Source organism: Bifidobacterium sp. N4G05 (genome assembly GCF_002742445.1).
GTDB classification, from domain to species: domain Bacteria; phylum Actinomycetota; class Actinomycetes; order Actinomycetales; family Bifidobacteriaceae; genus Bifidobacterium; species Bifidobacterium hominis.
In genome coordinates this window covers 1-16,147 of record NZ_NJNQ01000007.1, presented here as the reverse complement: position 1 = coordinate 16,147, position 16,147 = coordinate 1, and the positions used below count along the sequence as shown (strand labels likewise).

The following is a 16,147-nucleotide window of genomic DNA, read 5'->3' as shown; positions in this document are numbered from 1 at the left end:
GAATCAAGCTTGTGCCTGATCCCCGTTGTTGCCCACGCCTGTTTTGCGACGATTGATTAGATTCGGCAAATCGATCAGCAACGCTTTGAGAATCACTACGCAGAACGCGCCGACCAGAATCGAATTGGAGAAGAACACGTGAGCGCCGCCCGCAAGATCGCTCAATGCGTTCGGCAACGCGATACCCAACAGCAGTGACAAGCCGATGACTACTTGGGATCGGTCGTCCGGTTCTGCCTTGCGCAGTGTATTGAAGCCCGTACTGATCAGGCTCGCCGCAGCCGGAAGGAAAATGCCGCCGATTACAGGGGAGGGAATCAGCGACAACATCGCGCCGGCTTTCGGCACGAAACCAAGTGCCACAAACATCACACCGGCGATGATCACCGGCACGCGGGTGTGGGACTTGCCCTCATCCGTAACCTTCAGTAAAGCGACATTCTGTGGATATGCGGTAGTGGTGAAGCCACCGATCAGCGAAGAAATAGCGGAACCAGCCGCTTCGCCGGACAAACCATAACGAACCTGGCGATCCTCAAGCTTGACGCCTTGAATCTCGCTGGCCGCCTGATACACGCCAAGCGCTTCCATAATCGCAACCATATATGCGATGAAGAACGGTACAAAAACCGCAGCATCAAAATCAAAACCGCCATATGGCATGATCTGAGGAAGACCGAACCAAGGCTTGGACGCAACCCCGGAAAAATCCGCCATGCCAAACACTATGGAGAGCGAAGTGCCGACAACCAGCGCAATCAAATAGGAAAGCGCCCTGACCATGCCTTTGCCGAACTGGGAAAGCACCACCACCAACACGCAAGTCACCACAGACACGGCCAGCGTCTTCGGATCAGCGAACCCGTCATCGCCGGGAGCGCCGCCAAGAAACTCACTCAATGTGAAACTCGACAGCGAAACGCCCACCAGAAAAATAATCACGCCGGAAACCATCGGCGCAAATAGAAAACGCATCTTCTCAATCACACGAGTCAGACACAACACCAGAAAAATCAGCGAACTAACAAAAATCGACGTGCCAGCCGCAGCCAACGAACCGGCGGTACCAGCGGCAATCATCAACGCGTCAAACGCGGCAGACGGACCTTGTACAATCGGCAGACGCACCAACTTCGTGGCCTGAATCAACGTGACCAAACCGGACACGATGAAAATGGCGTTCACCATATTCGAAGACAAGGCCAGCGGCAACCCAATGGCACCGGCTACAAATACCGGATCAAGCCACACATTAGACACCAACACATGCTGCAAGCCCAGCAAAACGTTCTTTGGAGTGAGCTTCTTCGAATCGGATCCGCTCTGAACGGACGGTTGCGACATGGCAGACATGCCAATTCCCTCTCTTCCTTAATGGGGGCGACCAGTCTATGATCGCCGACACAGGGGAACGCATGTGCGCACTGTTCGTGACATTCCTACGCAGGCATTACCCTGATCAGGTATGAGGGTCCAGGCAAAGCCCGTCTCAGCCACATATCGGCTCCCCCTGTGCTATTCGGACAGGCAACCAGCATAACGGCATGCGTCGATACTTGGATGAGTTGGCATGAGAGCCCAGTGCGTTGTGAATTCTCCACATTTCCTCAAGAAAATGTACCTTGACTTTTCTGGGTATTCGTTATATGGACACGGAAATATCCACGACACAAAGGCGCGCTATTCTAAACCGCGCATTAAAGAACCGCAAGACTTTTCTTGCCCAAAAACATTGAAGGTGGTTTCGGTGACTTTCCACACCCCGTTAGATCTCACGATCCATGATTCCCAAGGTATGTACGATCCCGGCGCCGAGCATGACGCCTGCGGCGTGGGTATGGTCACCACCCTCAACAAGCGCCCCGAACGCAAAATCGTCGACGACGCCATTGAAGTGCTCGTCAACCTCAACCACCGTGGCGCGGTCGGCGCCGAAGAAAACACCGGCGACGGCGCGGGCATCCTCATGAGCATGCCCGACGAATTCATGCGCGCCACCGCAGGCGTCGAACTACCCGAAGAAGGCCACTACGCCGCCGGCATCGCGTTCCTCGACCGAGACATCGCCACCTCCGGCCAACAAGAACAGGCCATCGCCAAAATCGTGTGCGAAGAAGGCCTCGAAGTACTCGCATGGCGCGTCGTACCCACCAACCCGGACGGACTCGGACTGCAGGCGCTCGCCAGCATGCCCGCGTTCAAGACGCTGGTCGTGGCCGACCCCGAAGGGCAGCTCACCGGCATCGAACTGGACCGCAAGACGTTCCGCATCCGCAAGCGCGTGGAACACGAGGTGGGCATCTACTTCGCGTCCCTTTCCGCACGCACCATCACCTACAAGGGCATGCTCACCACCATGCAGCTCAAGCCCTTCTTCCTGGACCTTTCTGATGAGCGCATGAAGGCGAAGATCGCCATCGTGCACTCCCGTTTCTCCACCAACACGTTCCCGAGCTGGCCGCTCGCACAGCCGTTCCGCCAGCTGGCTCACAACGGCGAGATCAACACCATCCAGGGTAACCGTAACTGGCTGTCCGCGCGAGAAGGTCGACTGAGCTCCGAACTGCTTGGCGAATTCAAGCCGTTGCTGCCGATCGCGACCCCGGGCTACTCCGACTCCGGCACGTTCGACGAATGCCTCGAACTGCTGCACCTGTCCGGACGTTCCATGCCGCATGCCATCTCCATGATGCTGCCGCCGGCATGGGAGAAGAACGACCAGCTCGAGCCCGACGTTAGGGCGTTCTACGAATACAACAACACACTGATCGAACCGTGGGACGGCCCCGCGCACATCATCTTCACCGACGGCACTCAGGTCGGCGCGTTGCTCGACCGCAACGGCTTCCGCCCCGGCCGCTGGCAGCTCACCGACGACGGTTACATCGTGCTCGCCTCCGAAACCGGCGTGCTTCCGGAGAACGCCGAGGAGCACATCGTGTCCAAGGGCCGCTTGGAGCCGGGCAAGATGTTCCTCGTCGACACCGATGAAGGCCGCATCATCCCCGACGAAGAAATCAAGAAGAACCTCGCTGCCCAGCATCCGTACCGCCAGTGGGTCGAAGGCAACACCGTCGAGATGAGCCAGCTGCCCAAGCGCGAGCACGTCAACCACTCCGGCCAGTCCGTGCAGCGCCGTCAGCGCGCCTTCGGCTACACCGAAGAGGATCTGAAGCTGCTGCTCGCCCCGATGGCCAACACCGGTAAGGAACCGCTCGGATCCATGGGCAACGACGCGCCTATGGCCGCGCTCTCTTCCCGCAGCCGCATGCTGTTCGACTACTTCACCCAGAAGTTCGCGCAGGTTACCAACCCGCCGCTCGACTGGGAACGTGAAAAGATCGTGACCTGTCTCGAATCCGCCATCGGTCCCGAGCCGAACCTGCTGGCCGATTCCGAACTGCACGCCAAGAAGATCCTCATTCCGTTGCCGGTGCTCAACTCCGACGAAATGGCGCAGCTCAAGCGCCTCGACCGCGCCAAGATCCTCGGCGGCTACTACAAGCCGTTCGTCGTCAAGGGTCTTTATCAGGTCGCAGGCGGCGGCAAGGCACTGAAGGAACGTCTTGAGGAAATCTTCCAGGAAGTCGATGAGGCCATCGCAAACGGGTCCAACTTCCTTGTGCTCTCCGACCGTGAATCCAACTACACGTGGGGACCGATTCCATCACTGCTGCTCACTTCCGCGGTGCAGCACCACCTGCTGCGCAGACACACGCGTACCCAGATCTCCATGGTCGTGGAGGCCGGCGATGTGCGCGAAATCCACCATGTCGCTCTGCTGATCGCCTACGGCGCGGCAGCAGTCAACCCGTATCTGGCGTTCGAATCCGTCGAAGACCTGTCCCGCAATGGCTATCTCAACGTCGATGCCGAAACCGCAGTGAAGAACCTGACCAACGCGCTGTCCACCGGCGTGCTCAAGATCATGGCCAAGATGGGCGTCTCCACCATCATGAGCTACCGCGGCGCGCAGTTGTTCGAAGCCATCGGCCTGAACAAGGACGTCATCGACAAATACTTCACCGGCACCACCTCCCGCGTCGGCGGCGTCGGACTCGACGAACTGGCCGAAGAGGTTGCCATTCGTCACCGTGTGGCCTACCCGTCGCAGTGGACCGCCCGTCCGCACCGCAACCTGCGCACCGGCGGCGAGTACAAGTGGCGCCGCACCGGCGAGGATCACCTCAATGATCCTGAGGCCATCTTCCTACTGCAGCAGTCCACCCAGCGCGGCGATTACGACATGTTCAAGAAGTATTCGGCGCACATCAACGACACCTCCAACCGTCTGATGACGCTGCGCGGACTGATGAAGTTCAAGTCCGACCGCAAGCCGATCGACATCAGCGAGGTCGAGCCGGCCAGCGAGATCGTCAAGCGTTTCTCCACCGGCGCCATGAGCTACGGATCCATCTCCCAGGAAGCGCATGAGACCCTCGCTATCGCGATGAACACCATCGGTGCACGTTCTAACTCCGGCGAAGGTGGCGAATCCGAGGATCGTATCAACGATCCGCTGCGCTACAGCAAGATTAAGCAGATCGCATCGGCGCGTTTTGGCGTGACCAGCGATTACCTCGTGCACGCCACTGATTTGCAGATCAAGCTCGCCCAAGGCGCCAAGCCGGGTGAGGGTGGCCACCTTCCGGGAGCCAAGGTCCCGCCGTGGATCGCCAAGGTGCGTCACGCGACCCCGGGCGTAGAGCTCATCTCCCCGCCGCCGCACCACGACATCTATTCCATCGAGGATCTGAAGCAGCTGATCAACGATGCGAAGATGGCGAATCCGAAGGCTCGCGTGCACGTCAAGCTTGTCTCCGAATTCGGCGTCGGCACCATCGCCGCCGGCGTGGCCAAGTGCCATGCCGACGTGGTGCTGATCTCCGGCTACGACGGCGGCACCGGCGCGGCTCCGCTCAACGCCATCAAGCACGCCGGCACCCCATGGGAGATCGGCCTGTCCGAAACCCAGCAGACGCTCGTGCTCAACGGCCTGCGTTCGCGCATCACCGTGCAGTGCGACGGCGAGCTCAAGACCGGACGCGACGTGGTGATCGCAGCCCTGCTTGGCGCCGAGGAATTCGGCTTCGCCACCGCCGCATTGATCGTCGAAGGCTGCGTCATGATGCGCGCCTGCCAGAAGAACACCTGCCCGCAGGGCATCGCCACCCAGGATCCCGAACTGCGCGCACGCTTCAAGGGCAAGCCGGAGCACGTTATCAACTTCTTCATGTTCATTGCTGAGGAAGTGCGCGAACTGCTCGCACAGCTTGGCTTCCGCACCTTGGAGGAGGCTGTCGGCCATGTCGAATGCCTCGATCAGAACGAAGCGATCAAGCGTTGGAAGTCCGACGGCATCGATTTGAGCAACGTGCTGATGCAGCCGGGACCGGTTCCGGGAACCATCTTGCATCAGACCATCGAGCAGAACCACGAGCTCGACAAGGCGCTCGACAACAAGCTCATCGAGCTTGCGCAGCCAGCCCTTGAGAAGAAGGAGCCGGTGCGCATCGAGATGCCAATCCGCAACGTGTACCGTACGCTTGGCACCATGGTCGGCTACGAGATCACCAAGCGCTACGGTGAGGAAGGTCTGCCGGACGACACCATCGACATGACCTTCCACGGTGCGGGCGGCCAGTCCATCGGCGCGTTCATCCCACGCGGCGAAACCATCCGCATATACGGCGAAGTCAACGACTACGCAGGCAAGGGCTTGTCCGGCGGCCGTATGGTCGTGCGTCCGGAAGCGGGCATCACCTTTGATCCGCATGAGAACGTGATTGCAGGCAATGTCACCGGTTTCGGCGCCACCTCTGGACAGATGTTCGTGGCGGGACGCGCTGGCGAACGTTTTGGCGTACGCAACGGCGGCGCCACCTTCGTGGTGGAAGGCGTCGGTGACCACGGATGCGAATACATGACTGGCGGCACCGTCGTGATTCTCGGTCCCACAGGCCGCAACCTCGGCGCAGGCTTCTCCGGCGGCCACGTGTACGTGCTCGATCTCGATATGAAGCAGGTCAACCCGGCAGCCGCCACCAACGGCGCACTGCTGTTCGAACCGCTCGACAGTGAGTCGGACGAAATCGTGCACGGCCTGGTCAAGCAGCACGCGGAAGAGACCGGCTCCGCATTCGCGGCCGGACTGCTCGCCGACTGGAAGAATGTATCCAAGCGATTCACGCACATCGTGCCGAAGCACTTCCTCGCCATGCAGAAGGCGATGAAGAACGCCGAAGAGAACAATATCGATTTCAATACGCCCGGCGTCTGGGAACAGGTGTACGAGCAGGTTATGGAAGGAGCGCGCTGACATGGGAGATCCACGTGGATTCCTGAAGGTCCGTACCCGTCGCGAACTGGCCGAACGCCCCGTCGAGGAGCGAATCAAGGATTGGTTCGACGTCCACGCCGAATCCGGCCTGCAACCTTGGACCACCGAACAGGCGGCCCGATGCATGGATTGCGGCACGCCGTTCTGCATGAACGGCTGCCCACTGGGCAACATCATTCCAGAATTCAACGATCTGGTCCGCCAGGAGAAGTGGGAGGATGCGTACAACCGCCTGTCCGAGACGAACAACTTCCCTGAGGTCACCGGCCGCATCTGCCCCGCGCTGTGCGAGGCCGCCTGCGTGCTGGGCATCCACCAGCCGCCGACCATGATTAAGAACGACGAATGCACGATCATCGATCAGGCATGGGATCTCGACTATGTCAAGCCGTTGCCTCCGCAGCGTCTGACCGACCAGACCGTCGCAGTGGTCGGTTCCGGCCCATCCGGTCTGGCATGCGCCCAGCAGCTCACCCGCGCCGGCCACACCGTGGTCGTATACGAGCGTGATGACGCCATCGGCGGTCTGATGCGCTACGGCATTCCGAACTTCAAACTCGACAAGCGGCTCATTGACCGCCGTGTGGAACAGATGGAGGCCGAAGGCACTGTGTTCCGCACCGGCGTGGAGATCGGCAAAGACATCTCTTGGGACGATTTGCGCTCCCGCTACGATGCCGTGGTCGTCGCCATCGGTTCCACCGTGCCGCGCGATATGAAGATTCCGGGCCGTGAACTCAAGGGCATCCACTTCGCCATGGAGTTCCTGCCTGATGCAACCCGCCGCGTCTACGGCGTCAAGCCAGTCAATGACATCACCGCCGAAGGCAAGCATGTCGTGATCATCGGCGGCGGCGATACCGGATCCGACTGCTTGGGCACGTCCATTCGCCAAGGCGCCAAAGACGTCACCGTGCTGCAGATCATGCCGCAGGAACCAAGCGAACGCCCGGCCAACCAACCGTGGCCGACTTTCGCACGCCTGTACCAGAAGACCTCCTCCATGGAGGAAGGTTTTGAAACTCAGCGTGCCGAATACGTGTACAGCACGGATTCCGTGAACTTCGTCGGCATCGAAGAGGAACAGGCCAAGGTGAAGGTGGAGCACTCCACCGCCACCGAAGGCTTCGTGGCCGACGAGAACGGACATGTGACCGGTCTCAAGGTCGTGAACGTGGCACCCGGCGAAAACGGTCCATTCACCCGCCAGCCGGGCACCGAACGCGTGATTCCGGCCGATCTGGTGCTCATCTCCGTCGGCTTCCTGCATCCGGACACCACCACGCTCGTGGATCAGCTGCCCGTCGACCTCGACGGACGCGGCAATGTGGCTCGCAACGATAAGTTCGCCACCAGCCAGGATGGCGTATTCGCCTGCGGCGACGCCGGCCGCGGCCAGAGCCTCGTGGTATGGGCCATTTCTGAAGGCCGCTCCTGCGCGGCTGCCGTGGATGAATACCTCACCGGTGCCACTGAACTTCCGGCGCCTATCGTGGCTTCCAAAAGGCCGATGATGCTGCCGCGCTGATTCGACGACGACACCAGGATCCAAGTGGTCTTCATCCGCATCCAGCGGCATGCGGATGAAGACCACTTTTCCTATAGGCAACGTTTTCCTTGAATTGATATGACTGAAGCGTGGAAAACAGCCGGCGTACAGGTCCGGCATGCGCTAAAGTGGCATGCAGCAACAAGTAACAAAGGAGTGCACCAATGCCAAATCGCGCCGAACGACGTGCCCAAACCAAGCAGAACCGCAGGGGAGTGCCCCAACAGTACGACCAGACCAGAGGCCGTGGTCGTTCCGGTATGCTTGACGAATACCAGCTTCAGGAGAAGTCCCGTCGCCTGCAGGACGGCACCGACGGTCCATGGAAACCGACCGGCGGCAGCGTCGTGGAAAACGAAAGCCTGCTGACCACCAATCCGGATTACACAAATCCCAAGATGTTCAAGGCGCCGCATTCCGTGCGCCAGTGGTTCCGCGTGGCCAGCTGGGCGCTGATCGCATTGTCCGCAATCGCATTCCTTGTAGTCATGTGGCTGCCATCGCATCCGATGTGGCTCATCGCAACTGTTTCCACTGTCTTTGCCGTCGGTGTGCTTAGCCTGTTCTTCACGGCGGGTAACCCGAAGCATAATCCGAACCTCGATCAGAATGGTACGGCCGTCTGATGGTAAGGCGATGAACGCAGAGCGGGGCTGCATCCGATGGAAGGATACAGCCCCGCTTTCGCATGCGAGTCACGAATGACGACACTATTCGTTCCTGGTTTATTGACCTCCTTGCCTGCATTTTTAGGAAAGATGCAAAACTTTGTGACACGAATGAAACAATCAGGCGTTTCCTTGGAAATTTGCCTTACAGTAGTGGTGGAACAACTGCCTGACTCGAAGAGGAGAGCACAGATATGAAGGTTGAGATTCTTTCCCGTGAATATCCGCCCAAAGTGTACGGCGGCGCAGGCGTGCACGCGGAGGAGCTTTCCAAAGTTCTGGCGGAACGCGTGGATGTGACGGTCCGTGCGTTTGATGGACCGCGTGCCGAGGATGAGATCCCCAAGATTCCGGGTGATGATCCTAAAGGGTCGCTTAAGGTCATCGGGTACGACGTTCCCAAGGAACTCCAAGAGGCGAATGGCGCGTTGAAAACATTCGGCGTCGACTTGCAGATCGCCAACGACGTGGACGCCGACATCATCCACGCCCACACATGGTACGTGTGCCTAGCCGGCTACCTCGCCAAGATGCTGCACGGAACGCCGCTGGTCATCACCGCGCATTCCCTCGAACCGTTCCGCCCATGGAAGCGTGAGCAGTTGGGCGGCGGCTACGACCTGAGCTCGTGGGCTGAACGTGACGCATACGAGCACGCCGACCGCGTCATCGCCGTATCCGCCGGCATGCGCGAGGACATCCTGTCCGCATATCCGAATCTTGATCCCGACAAGGTGGTCGTGGTGCACAACGGCATCACCATGAGCCAGTTCGAAACCCCGGCTGACGACGATCCGGGCTGGAAGGTGTTCGAACGTTACAACATCGACCGTAATAAGCCCACACTCCTGTTCGTCGGCCGCATCACCAGACAGAAGGGTTTGCCGTACCTGCTGCAGGCGTTGCATTTCGTCGATCCGGGCATCCAGGTCGTGCTGTGCGCCGGCGCACCCGACACTCCGGAAATCATGAACGAGGTCAAAACCGCGTTCGCCAAGCTTGATGAGGAGCGCGGCAACATCATCTGGATCGAAGAGATGCTGCCGAAGCCGGAACTTAACGCGCTCGAACACGGTTGCGACGCGTTCATCTGCCCGTCCATTTACGAGCCACTCGGCATCGTGAACCTTGAAGCCATGGCCTGTGGTCTGCCCGTGGTGGCCTCCGCGACTGGCGGTATTCCCGAAGTCGTCGTCGACGGCGAAACCGGTTACCTCGTGCCCATCGACCAGTTGCACGACGGCACTGGTACCCCGACCAATCCAGACAAGTTCGTGCACGATATGGCCGACGCCATCAACCGCATCATGGCCGACCCTGAAAAAGCGAAGCAGATGGGACAGGCTGGATACGAACGAGCACGCGACAACTTCAGCTGGGAGTCGATCGCCGACAAGACCGTCAAGGTCTACGAGGACGTGCTTGCCGAGCAGGGCAAAGCCGCCGAATAGCCCGTTCGCCACGTAGATGATACGTGAGCGCCTTTCGCCGGACGCATTATTCTGGCGGAAGGCGTTTTCATGACTGCAATCTGCACAATGGCAGGGGAGGAAGAATGTCGGAAAAGAACATCGCGCTGAAACTTACTGACGTGGAATTCCGTCGTCGTAAGCGTGTGATTCTCACCAAGGTCAATTTGGAAATCAACAAAGGTGAGAAATGGGTGTTGTTCGGTCCTAACGGTATCGGCAAATCAAGCTTGGTTCAAATGATGAGCACCAGAGGCTTCCCGTCGGAAGGTACCGTCGACATTCTTGGCAACCGTCTCGGTAAAGTGGACGTGTTCTCCTACCGTAACCGCATCGGTTTGAGCTCCGCGGAACTGAGCCGTGCATTCCCGTCTCAGGAAGATCCGCTCGACGCCATCGTGACCGCATTGACCGCGACCACCGGCCGTTGGCGCGACACTTACACCGACGAAGATTATGCCAAGGCGCGCTCCCTGATGCGCGAATTCGGCATCGAATACCTCGAAGGCAAGATGATGTTCAAGCTTTCGGAAGGCGAACGTACGCGCGTGCTGATCTGCCGTGCGCTGATGGCCGATCCGGATTTGCTGATTCTGGACGAACCGACCACAGGACTCGACCTGGGTGGTCGTGAGATCGCGCTTCGTGCGTTGAGCAGGGTCGGTGCCGAACAATCAGACCGTGCTGTGGTATTGGTGACGCATCGTCTTGAGGAGATTCCGCAGGGATTCGACCATGTGGCGATCATGGGTAGAATCACCGGCAACGAAGCCGATGCTTATGCCGACAATGTGGCAGGCAACGATCCGGCCCCCGGAACCATCGTGTACACGGGTGACTTGGAACATGGCTTCACGTCCGCGCGCTTAAGCGAGGTGTTCGGCCTGAAGCTCGAGGTGACACACATGAACGGGCGCTGGAACGCGTACGCGCTGTAACTGGCGCTTTGCATGGCGGAACATGCTGTAGCATGAATAGCGCCAGACAGGCGGGTCTTGACCGTGCTGTCGCAATGATGGAATCCATGTTTGCAATGAAGGAGCGATTGATGCGTCGAGGACCGTTGACGACGGGCGAGAAAGTGCAGTTCACGGATCGCAGATCCAATAAGATCACCGACCAGCTGGTGCCTGGTGGCGTGACGCAGACCTCGCATGGCATCATTCTGCACGACGACGTGATTGGGCAGCTGGAGGGATCCGTGGTGGTTACGGTGAGTGCCAAACGCGAGACCCAGATCAACCAGGACCATCCGGAACGCGACGCCAACAAGCCTTGGAAGGGCACGCGCGCCATCGGTGGATGGCAGTTCGCGGTAATGCGTCCGAGGCTGGCCGACTATGTGCTGTCGATGCCTCGAGGCGCGCAGATCATGTATCCGAAGGACATTGCCCAGGTAATTCAGTTGGGCGACATCCGTTCCGGCATGAACGTGCTGGAATCCGGAGCCGGATCTGGCGCCATGAGCATCAACCTGCTGGACGCGGTGAGTGAGTCCGGCCGGCTGACCACCATCGAGATGCGGTCGGAATTCGCCCGCGTGGCCGAAGCGAACGCCACGGTCTATTTCGGAGGCCGCCCTGCTTGGTGGGATTTGAAAACTGGAGATTTCGACTCGGTGGCGGCCACGTTGCCGGAGCATTCCTTCGACCGCATCATGCTTGACATGCTCGACCCTTGGAACCGGCTTGAACAGGCGTATCGAGTGATCGCCCCCGGAGGCGTGCTCGTGGCGTATGTGACCACCACCACGCAGCTGAGTCGTATGGCGGAGGCGTTGCGCGAAGCCGGCTGCTGGACGGAACCGGACATCCAGGAAACGCTGGAACGTGACTGGAAGGCGCAGGGTTTGGCAATCCGCCCCGACCATCAGATGATCGGGCACACCGGTTTCCTTATGGTATCCCGTGCGATGGCTCCGGGATTCCAGGCGTTGCGCAAACGCGACCGTGCCACGAAAGACACGACCACGGATGTCGATTCCCTGAGCGCCGAAGAACGTGCCGAACAGCTCGAAGACCTTGAACTGCGTGACATTTCCGACCGTAAGCTGCGCAAAGTGCTGCGCGATCTCGACGCGCAGGTCGAGGCTATCGGCGATTGATACGGTGATTCTTGCAAGTGTTCTGAGACAATAGTCGTGTGTGTTGCGTTGACGCGCATCGGATCGTTAAGGATTGGAGCATTCGTCCATGGGAACGAGCCTTAAGAAGGTTGCGAAGAAAGCCAAGGATTACAAATACGTGCTGCTGGTGATGCGCCACGCCAAGACCGAACCGTTCGGTGACGGCGGCGACGCCGGGCGCGAACTGACCGACAAGGGACGCAAGCAGGCGAAGGCCGTCGCCAAAGGCTTGGTCACGCACAAAATGGCGCCGACGCGTATCGCGTGCTCCAGCGCCACCAGAGCAAGACAGACATGCGACCGCATGCTCAAGGTGTTCGGCGACGACCCGAAGGTCGACTATCGCCAGAGCCTGTATGAGGGTGGGGTGCAGTCCGTGTTCGACGAGCTTGCCCAGACCAAGGAAAAGCATCGCGAATTGTTGGTGCTCGGCCATGAGCCCACCGTGTCGATCGCATGCCAGTGGCTGGCGAGCTCCGAATCGGATGCGACGCTGCTCGACCTGCTGAACCTGGGCATGTCGCCGGCTTCACTCGCCGTGTTCGGATCGAACGAGCCGTTCAATCAATGGCAGTTGCACAGCGGCGAACTCATCGCATTGCTGACGGCCAAGGATTTTGAATAATTCCTTTGCGATCGTCATGATGTTGAGAGGCGTGAAACGCTATCGTACCAACTGATATAAACCGTGCTTATAACGACACTCAAATTTTCTTAATGACTTATATCAAGGCGATTTGTGATAGCTTGAGCGGGTTGCATTGTTCATATCAGATGGAGGATTCATGTCCGTTCTCACTTCCGTCTCCGGTTTCCCTCGCATCGGCCAGAACCGCGAGCTGAAGAAGATTATCGAAGCTTATTGGAAGGGTGCCGCAACGCTCGACGACGTGCGCGCCACCGCCAAGGAGCTGCGCGCCAAGCATTGGAAGCTGCAGCAGGAAGCCGGAATCGATTTGATTCCGAGCAACGACTTCAGCTATTACGACCAAATGCTCGACACTGCCATCCTGCTGAACGTCATTCCGCAGCGCTACCAGCGCCTCGCCTTCGACAATCCCGAAGAGACGCTGTTCGCCATGGGCCGCGGCTACCAGGGAGACAAGGGCGACGTCACCGCGCTGCCGATGAAGAAGTGGTTCACCACCAACTACCACTATCTGGTGCCGGAAGTCGACGAAGCCACCGACATCAAGCTCAACAGCACCAAGCCGTTCGACGAATTCAACGAGGCGAAGGCGCTCGGCATCACCACCAAGCCGGTGCTCATCGGCCCGTACACCTTCCTCAAGCTCGCCCGCAATCCGCAGGCCGAAGAACTCGAATATGACAAGGGCCTGGTCAACGCGGTCGCCGCCGTCTACGCCGAGGTCGTGGCCAAGTTCGCCGAGCTGGGCGCCGAATGGATCCAGATCGACGAACCGTACCTCGTGCTCGACAAGGAGCCGGGCGACGTCGAACTGTTCAAGAGCCTGTACACCAAGATCCTGCCCGCACGCGACGGCAAGATTAAGGTGCTGCTCAACACCTACTTCGGCCACATCGCCGACGTGTATGAGACAGTCAACCTGCTCGCCTTCGACGGCATCGGACTCGACCTCAACGAAGGCAGGGACGAGAATCTCGCCGCCGTTGAAAAGTTCGGCGTCGCAGAGAGCACCACCATCTTCGTCGGCGTGGTCAACGGCCGCAACATCTGGCGCAACGATTACGCCGTTAGCCTCGGCCTCGTCGACGCGCTGAAGAAGGTCACCGACAACGTAGCCGTCTCCACTGCAAGCTCCCTGCTGCACGTGCCGTTCAGCACCGAAGGTGAGGACGGTCTCGCCGACGACGTGCGCAAACATTTCGCCTTCGCCGTTGAAAAGCTCGGCGAACTGCACGACATCGCGGTCCTTGCCGACGCCAGCGAAGAAGCCAAGAAGGCATCCGAAGCGTTGGCCGCCAACCAGGCACTGTTCGACGGTACCCGCGTCGCCGCCGACAAGAACGTGGCGGAACGTCTCGCAGCCCTGACCGACGCGGACTTCGTACGCCAGCCGGCACGCGCCGAACGTCAGAAGGCACAGCGTGAGTCGTTGAACCTGCCATTGCTGCCGACCACCACCATCGGATCCTTCCCGCAAACCAAGGAAGTGCGCGCCGAACGCGCTAGGCTGCGCAAGGGTGAGATCACCAAGGCAGAATACGACGAATACATGAAGGCGCAGATTGACGCCTGCATCAAGCATCAGGAGCAGATCGGCCTCGACGTGCTTGTGCATGGCGAATTCGAACGTAACGACATGGTCGAATACTTCGGCCAGAACCTCAACGGTTTCCTGTTCACCAAGAACGCTTGGGTGCAGTCCTACGGCACCCGCTGTGTGAAGCCCCCGATCGTATGGGGCGACGTGTCCCGCGCCAACCCGATCACCGTGGAATGGAGCGCCTACGCTCAGTCCCGCACCAGCCATGTGATGAAGGGCATGCTCACCGGCCCGGTCACCATTCTCAACTGGTCCTGGCCGCGCGAGGACATCACCCACGAGCAGCAGACCCAGCAGCTGGCTCTCGCCATCCGCGACGAAGTGCTTGACCTCGAAGCCGCTGGCATTAAGGTCATCCAGATCGACGAGGCCGCCCTGCGTGAAAAGCTGCCGCTCAGGAAGACCGACTGGCACAAGAAGTACCTCGACTGGGCCATTCCGGCATTCCGACTGGTGCACTCCGCGGTCAAGCCGACCACGCAGATCCACACCCATATGTGCTACTCGGAGTTCAACGACATCATCACCGACATCGACGCTATGGACGCCGACGTGATCTCCTTCGAAGCCTCCCGCGGTGATCTTGTGGTGCTCGACGCCATTCACGACGCCAACTTCGAAACCGAAGCTGGCCCGGGCGTCTACGACATCCACTCGCCGCGCATCCCGTCCGAAGCGGAAATCGAGGAACGCATCTACGAAATCCTCAATAAGATGGACATCGAAAAGGTGTGGATCAACCCTGACTGCGGTTTGAAGACACGCGGCAACGCCGAAACCTGGCCAAGCCTCGAAAACCTCGTGGCCGCAGCCCAGGCTGTGCGTGCCAAGCTGGCCAAGTAAGGCGAAACGTTAGGAACAAGACAACAGCCATGCATTCGCCAATGTTCTCGCTCGAGGTGTTCCCTCCAAAGCGAACCTCCCCTGTGGGTACCATCTACGACACATTGGATGGCCTGCAGGGGTTGGACCCCGATTTCATTTCCGTCACCTACGGCACCGGCAAATCATCCGACCGTACGCTGACAGCGCGCATCGCTCACACCGTGAGTGAATACGGCATCCCCAGTGTGGCCCATCTGACCGCGCAATATCTGAACAAGGATGACGTCGATCAGGCGCTCGACATGTTCGAACAGGCCAAAGTCTCCGGCGTACTCGCCTTGCGTGGCGACCGCATCGACGGTGCCGAACCGGCAGGAGTATTCGAACATGCCAGCGATCTGTCCGTGTATATCCGCCAGCAGCGTCCGGGCATGAAGATCTACGGCGCCTGCTATCCGGAAAAGCATCCGCAGGCGGCAACACTGGAAGAAGACATCGACAATCTCAAAAAGAAAGTCGACGCCGGCGTGACACACCTGATCTCGCAACTGTTCTACGATAACGAGGATTTCCTGAGATTCCTCGACAAAGCGAGGACTGCAGGCATCGACGTGCCGATCGAAGCGGGCATCATGCCAGTCATGAACGTGAAATCGGTGTTGAACATGTCGAGCAAATGTCAGTCGAAGATTCCCGAAAAACTCGGCATCATGCTCGATAAATGGGGAAGCGACAAGGCTTTGCTTAAAGAGGCGGGTATCGCTTACGCATCCGAGCAGATCTGCGATTTGGTAGCGCGGGGTGTCGACGGTGTGCACCTGTATACGATGAACCATCCATGCGTCAGCCGACGTATTTGGTCCAACGTCAAACCATTCTTCGTCTGATTTCAGGCGATGCAACAAACATCAGGGGCGGTTTC

At 59.1% G+C, this 16,147-nt stretch carries 10 protein-coding genes and 1 riboswitch; of the genes, 9 read left to right on the top strand and 1 reads right to left on the bottom strand.

Going from position 1 to position 16,147, the window contains the following annotated elements:
• Window positions 1-3 precede the first annotated feature (3 nt).
• The gene (locus CE153_RS07550) at window positions 4-1,353 is read right to left on the bottom strand and encodes a solute carrier family 23 protein (protein ID WP_099595756.1); all 1,350 of its coding nucleotides are present in this window, start codon (window positions 1,351-1,353) and stop codon (window positions 4-6) included.
• Between the two features lie 66 nt (window positions 1,354-1,419).
• Window positions 1,420-1,521: riboswitch (TPP riboswitch) on the bottom strand.
• Window positions 1,522-1,747: 226 nt separating this feature from the next.
• Between CE153_RS07550 and gltB the strand changes: the two genes are divergently transcribed.
• The 9 genes from gltB (at window position 1,748) to metF (ending at window position 16,112) form a co-directional block, all read left to right on the top strand.
• Window positions 1,748-6,319 carry a glutamate synthase large subunit gene (gltB, locus tag CE153_RS07545; protein WP_099595755.1) on the top strand — a complete coding sequence of 1,524 codons (4,572 nt, stop codon included), beginning with the start codon at window positions 1,748-1,750 and terminating at the stop codon, window positions 6,317-6,319.
• Between the two features lies 1 nt (window position 6,320).
• Window positions 6,321-7,868, top strand: a complete 1,548-nt coding sequence (locus tag CE153_RS07540) for a glutamate synthase subunit beta (protein WP_099570611.1) — start codon at window positions 6,321-6,323, stop codon at window positions 7,866-7,868.
• 185 nt (window positions 7,869-8,053) lie between these two features.
• Window positions 8,054-8,515: a Yip1 family protein gene (locus tag CE153_RS07535; RefSeq protein ID WP_099595754.1), complete on the top strand. Its 462-nt coding sequence runs from the start codon at window positions 8,054-8,056 to the stop codon at window positions 8,513-8,515.
• A gap of 236 nt (window positions 8,516-8,751) precedes the next feature.
• Window positions 8,752-10,008: a glycogen synthase gene (gene glgA, locus CE153_RS07530; protein ID WP_099595753.1), complete on the top strand. Its 1,257-nt coding sequence runs from the start codon at window positions 8,752-8,754 to the stop codon at window positions 10,006-10,008.
• A 104-nt stretch (window positions 10,009-10,112) separates the two neighbouring features.
• The gene (locus CE153_RS07525) at window positions 10,113-10,964 is read left to right on the top strand and encodes an ABC transporter ATP-binding protein (protein WP_048349510.1); all 852 of its coding nucleotides are present in this window, start codon (window positions 10,113-10,115) and stop codon (window positions 10,962-10,964) included.
• Window positions 10,965-11,074: 110 nt separating this feature from the next.
• Window positions 11,075-12,130 (top strand): tRNA (adenine-N1)-methyltransferase, encoded by a 1,056-nt coding sequence (locus CE153_RS07520; RefSeq protein ID WP_099595752.1) that lies wholly within the window; start codon window positions 11,075-11,077, stop codon window positions 12,128-12,130.
• 88 nt (window positions 12,131-12,218) lie between these two features.
• Window positions 12,219-12,776 carry a SixA phosphatase family protein gene (locus CE153_RS07515; RefSeq protein WP_039198009.1) on the top strand — a complete coding sequence of 186 codons (558 nt, stop codon included), beginning with the start codon at window positions 12,219-12,221 and terminating at the stop codon, window positions 12,774-12,776.
• A 160-nt stretch (window positions 12,777-12,936) separates the two neighbouring features.
• Window positions 12,937-15,243 carry a 5-methyltetrahydropteroyltriglutamate--homocysteine S-methyltransferase gene (gene metE / locus CE153_RS07510; protein WP_099595751.1) on the top strand — a complete coding sequence of 769 codons (2,307 nt, stop codon included), beginning with the start codon at window positions 12,937-12,939 and terminating at the stop codon, window positions 15,241-15,243.
• A gap of 29 nt (window positions 15,244-15,272) precedes the next feature.
• On the top strand, window positions 15,273-16,112 hold the full coding sequence (gene metF / locus CE153_RS07505; RefSeq protein WP_099595750.1) for a methylenetetrahydrofolate reductase [NAD(P)H]: 840 nt from the start codon (window positions 15,273-15,275) through the stop codon (window positions 16,110-16,112).
• Window positions 16,113-16,147 lie beyond the last annotated feature (35 nt).

What these genes read in the sequence shown, in the direction of transcription:
- CE153_RS07550 (WP_099595756.1), bottom strand. Translation starts at nt 1,353, where the DNA reads ATGTCTGCCATGTCGCAACCGTCCGTTCAGAGCGGATCCGATTCGAAG.
- CE153_RS07540 (WP_099570611.1), top strand. Translation starts at nt 6,321, where the DNA reads ATGGGAGATCCACGTGGATTCCTGAAGGTCCGTACCCGTCGCGAACTG.
- CE153_RS07535 (WP_099595754.1), top strand. Translation starts at nt 8,054, where the DNA reads ATGCCAAATCGCGCCGAACGACGTGCCCAAACCAAGCAGAACCGCAGG.
- glgA (WP_099595753.1), top strand. Translation starts at nt 8,752, where the DNA reads ATGAAGGTTGAGATTCTTTCCCGTGAATATCCGCCCAAAGTGTACGGC.
- CE153_RS07525 (WP_048349510.1), top strand. Translation starts at nt 10,113, where the DNA reads ATGTCGGAAAAGAACATCGCGCTGAAACTTACTGACGTGGAATTCCGT.
- CE153_RS07520 (WP_099595752.1), top strand. Translation starts at nt 11,075, where the DNA reads ATGCGTCGAGGACCGTTGACGACGGGCGAGAAAGTGCAGTTCACGGAT.
- CE153_RS07515 (WP_039198009.1), top strand. Translation starts at nt 12,219, where the DNA reads ATGGGAACGAGCCTTAAGAAGGTTGCGAAGAAAGCCAAGGATTACAAA.
- metE (WP_099595751.1), top strand. Translation starts at nt 12,937, where the DNA reads ATGTCCGTTCTCACTTCCGTCTCCGGTTTCCCTCGCATCGGCCAGAAC.
- metF (WP_099595750.1), top strand. Translation starts at nt 15,273, where the DNA reads ATGCATTCGCCAATGTTCTCGCTCGAGGTGTTCCCTCCAAAGCGAACC.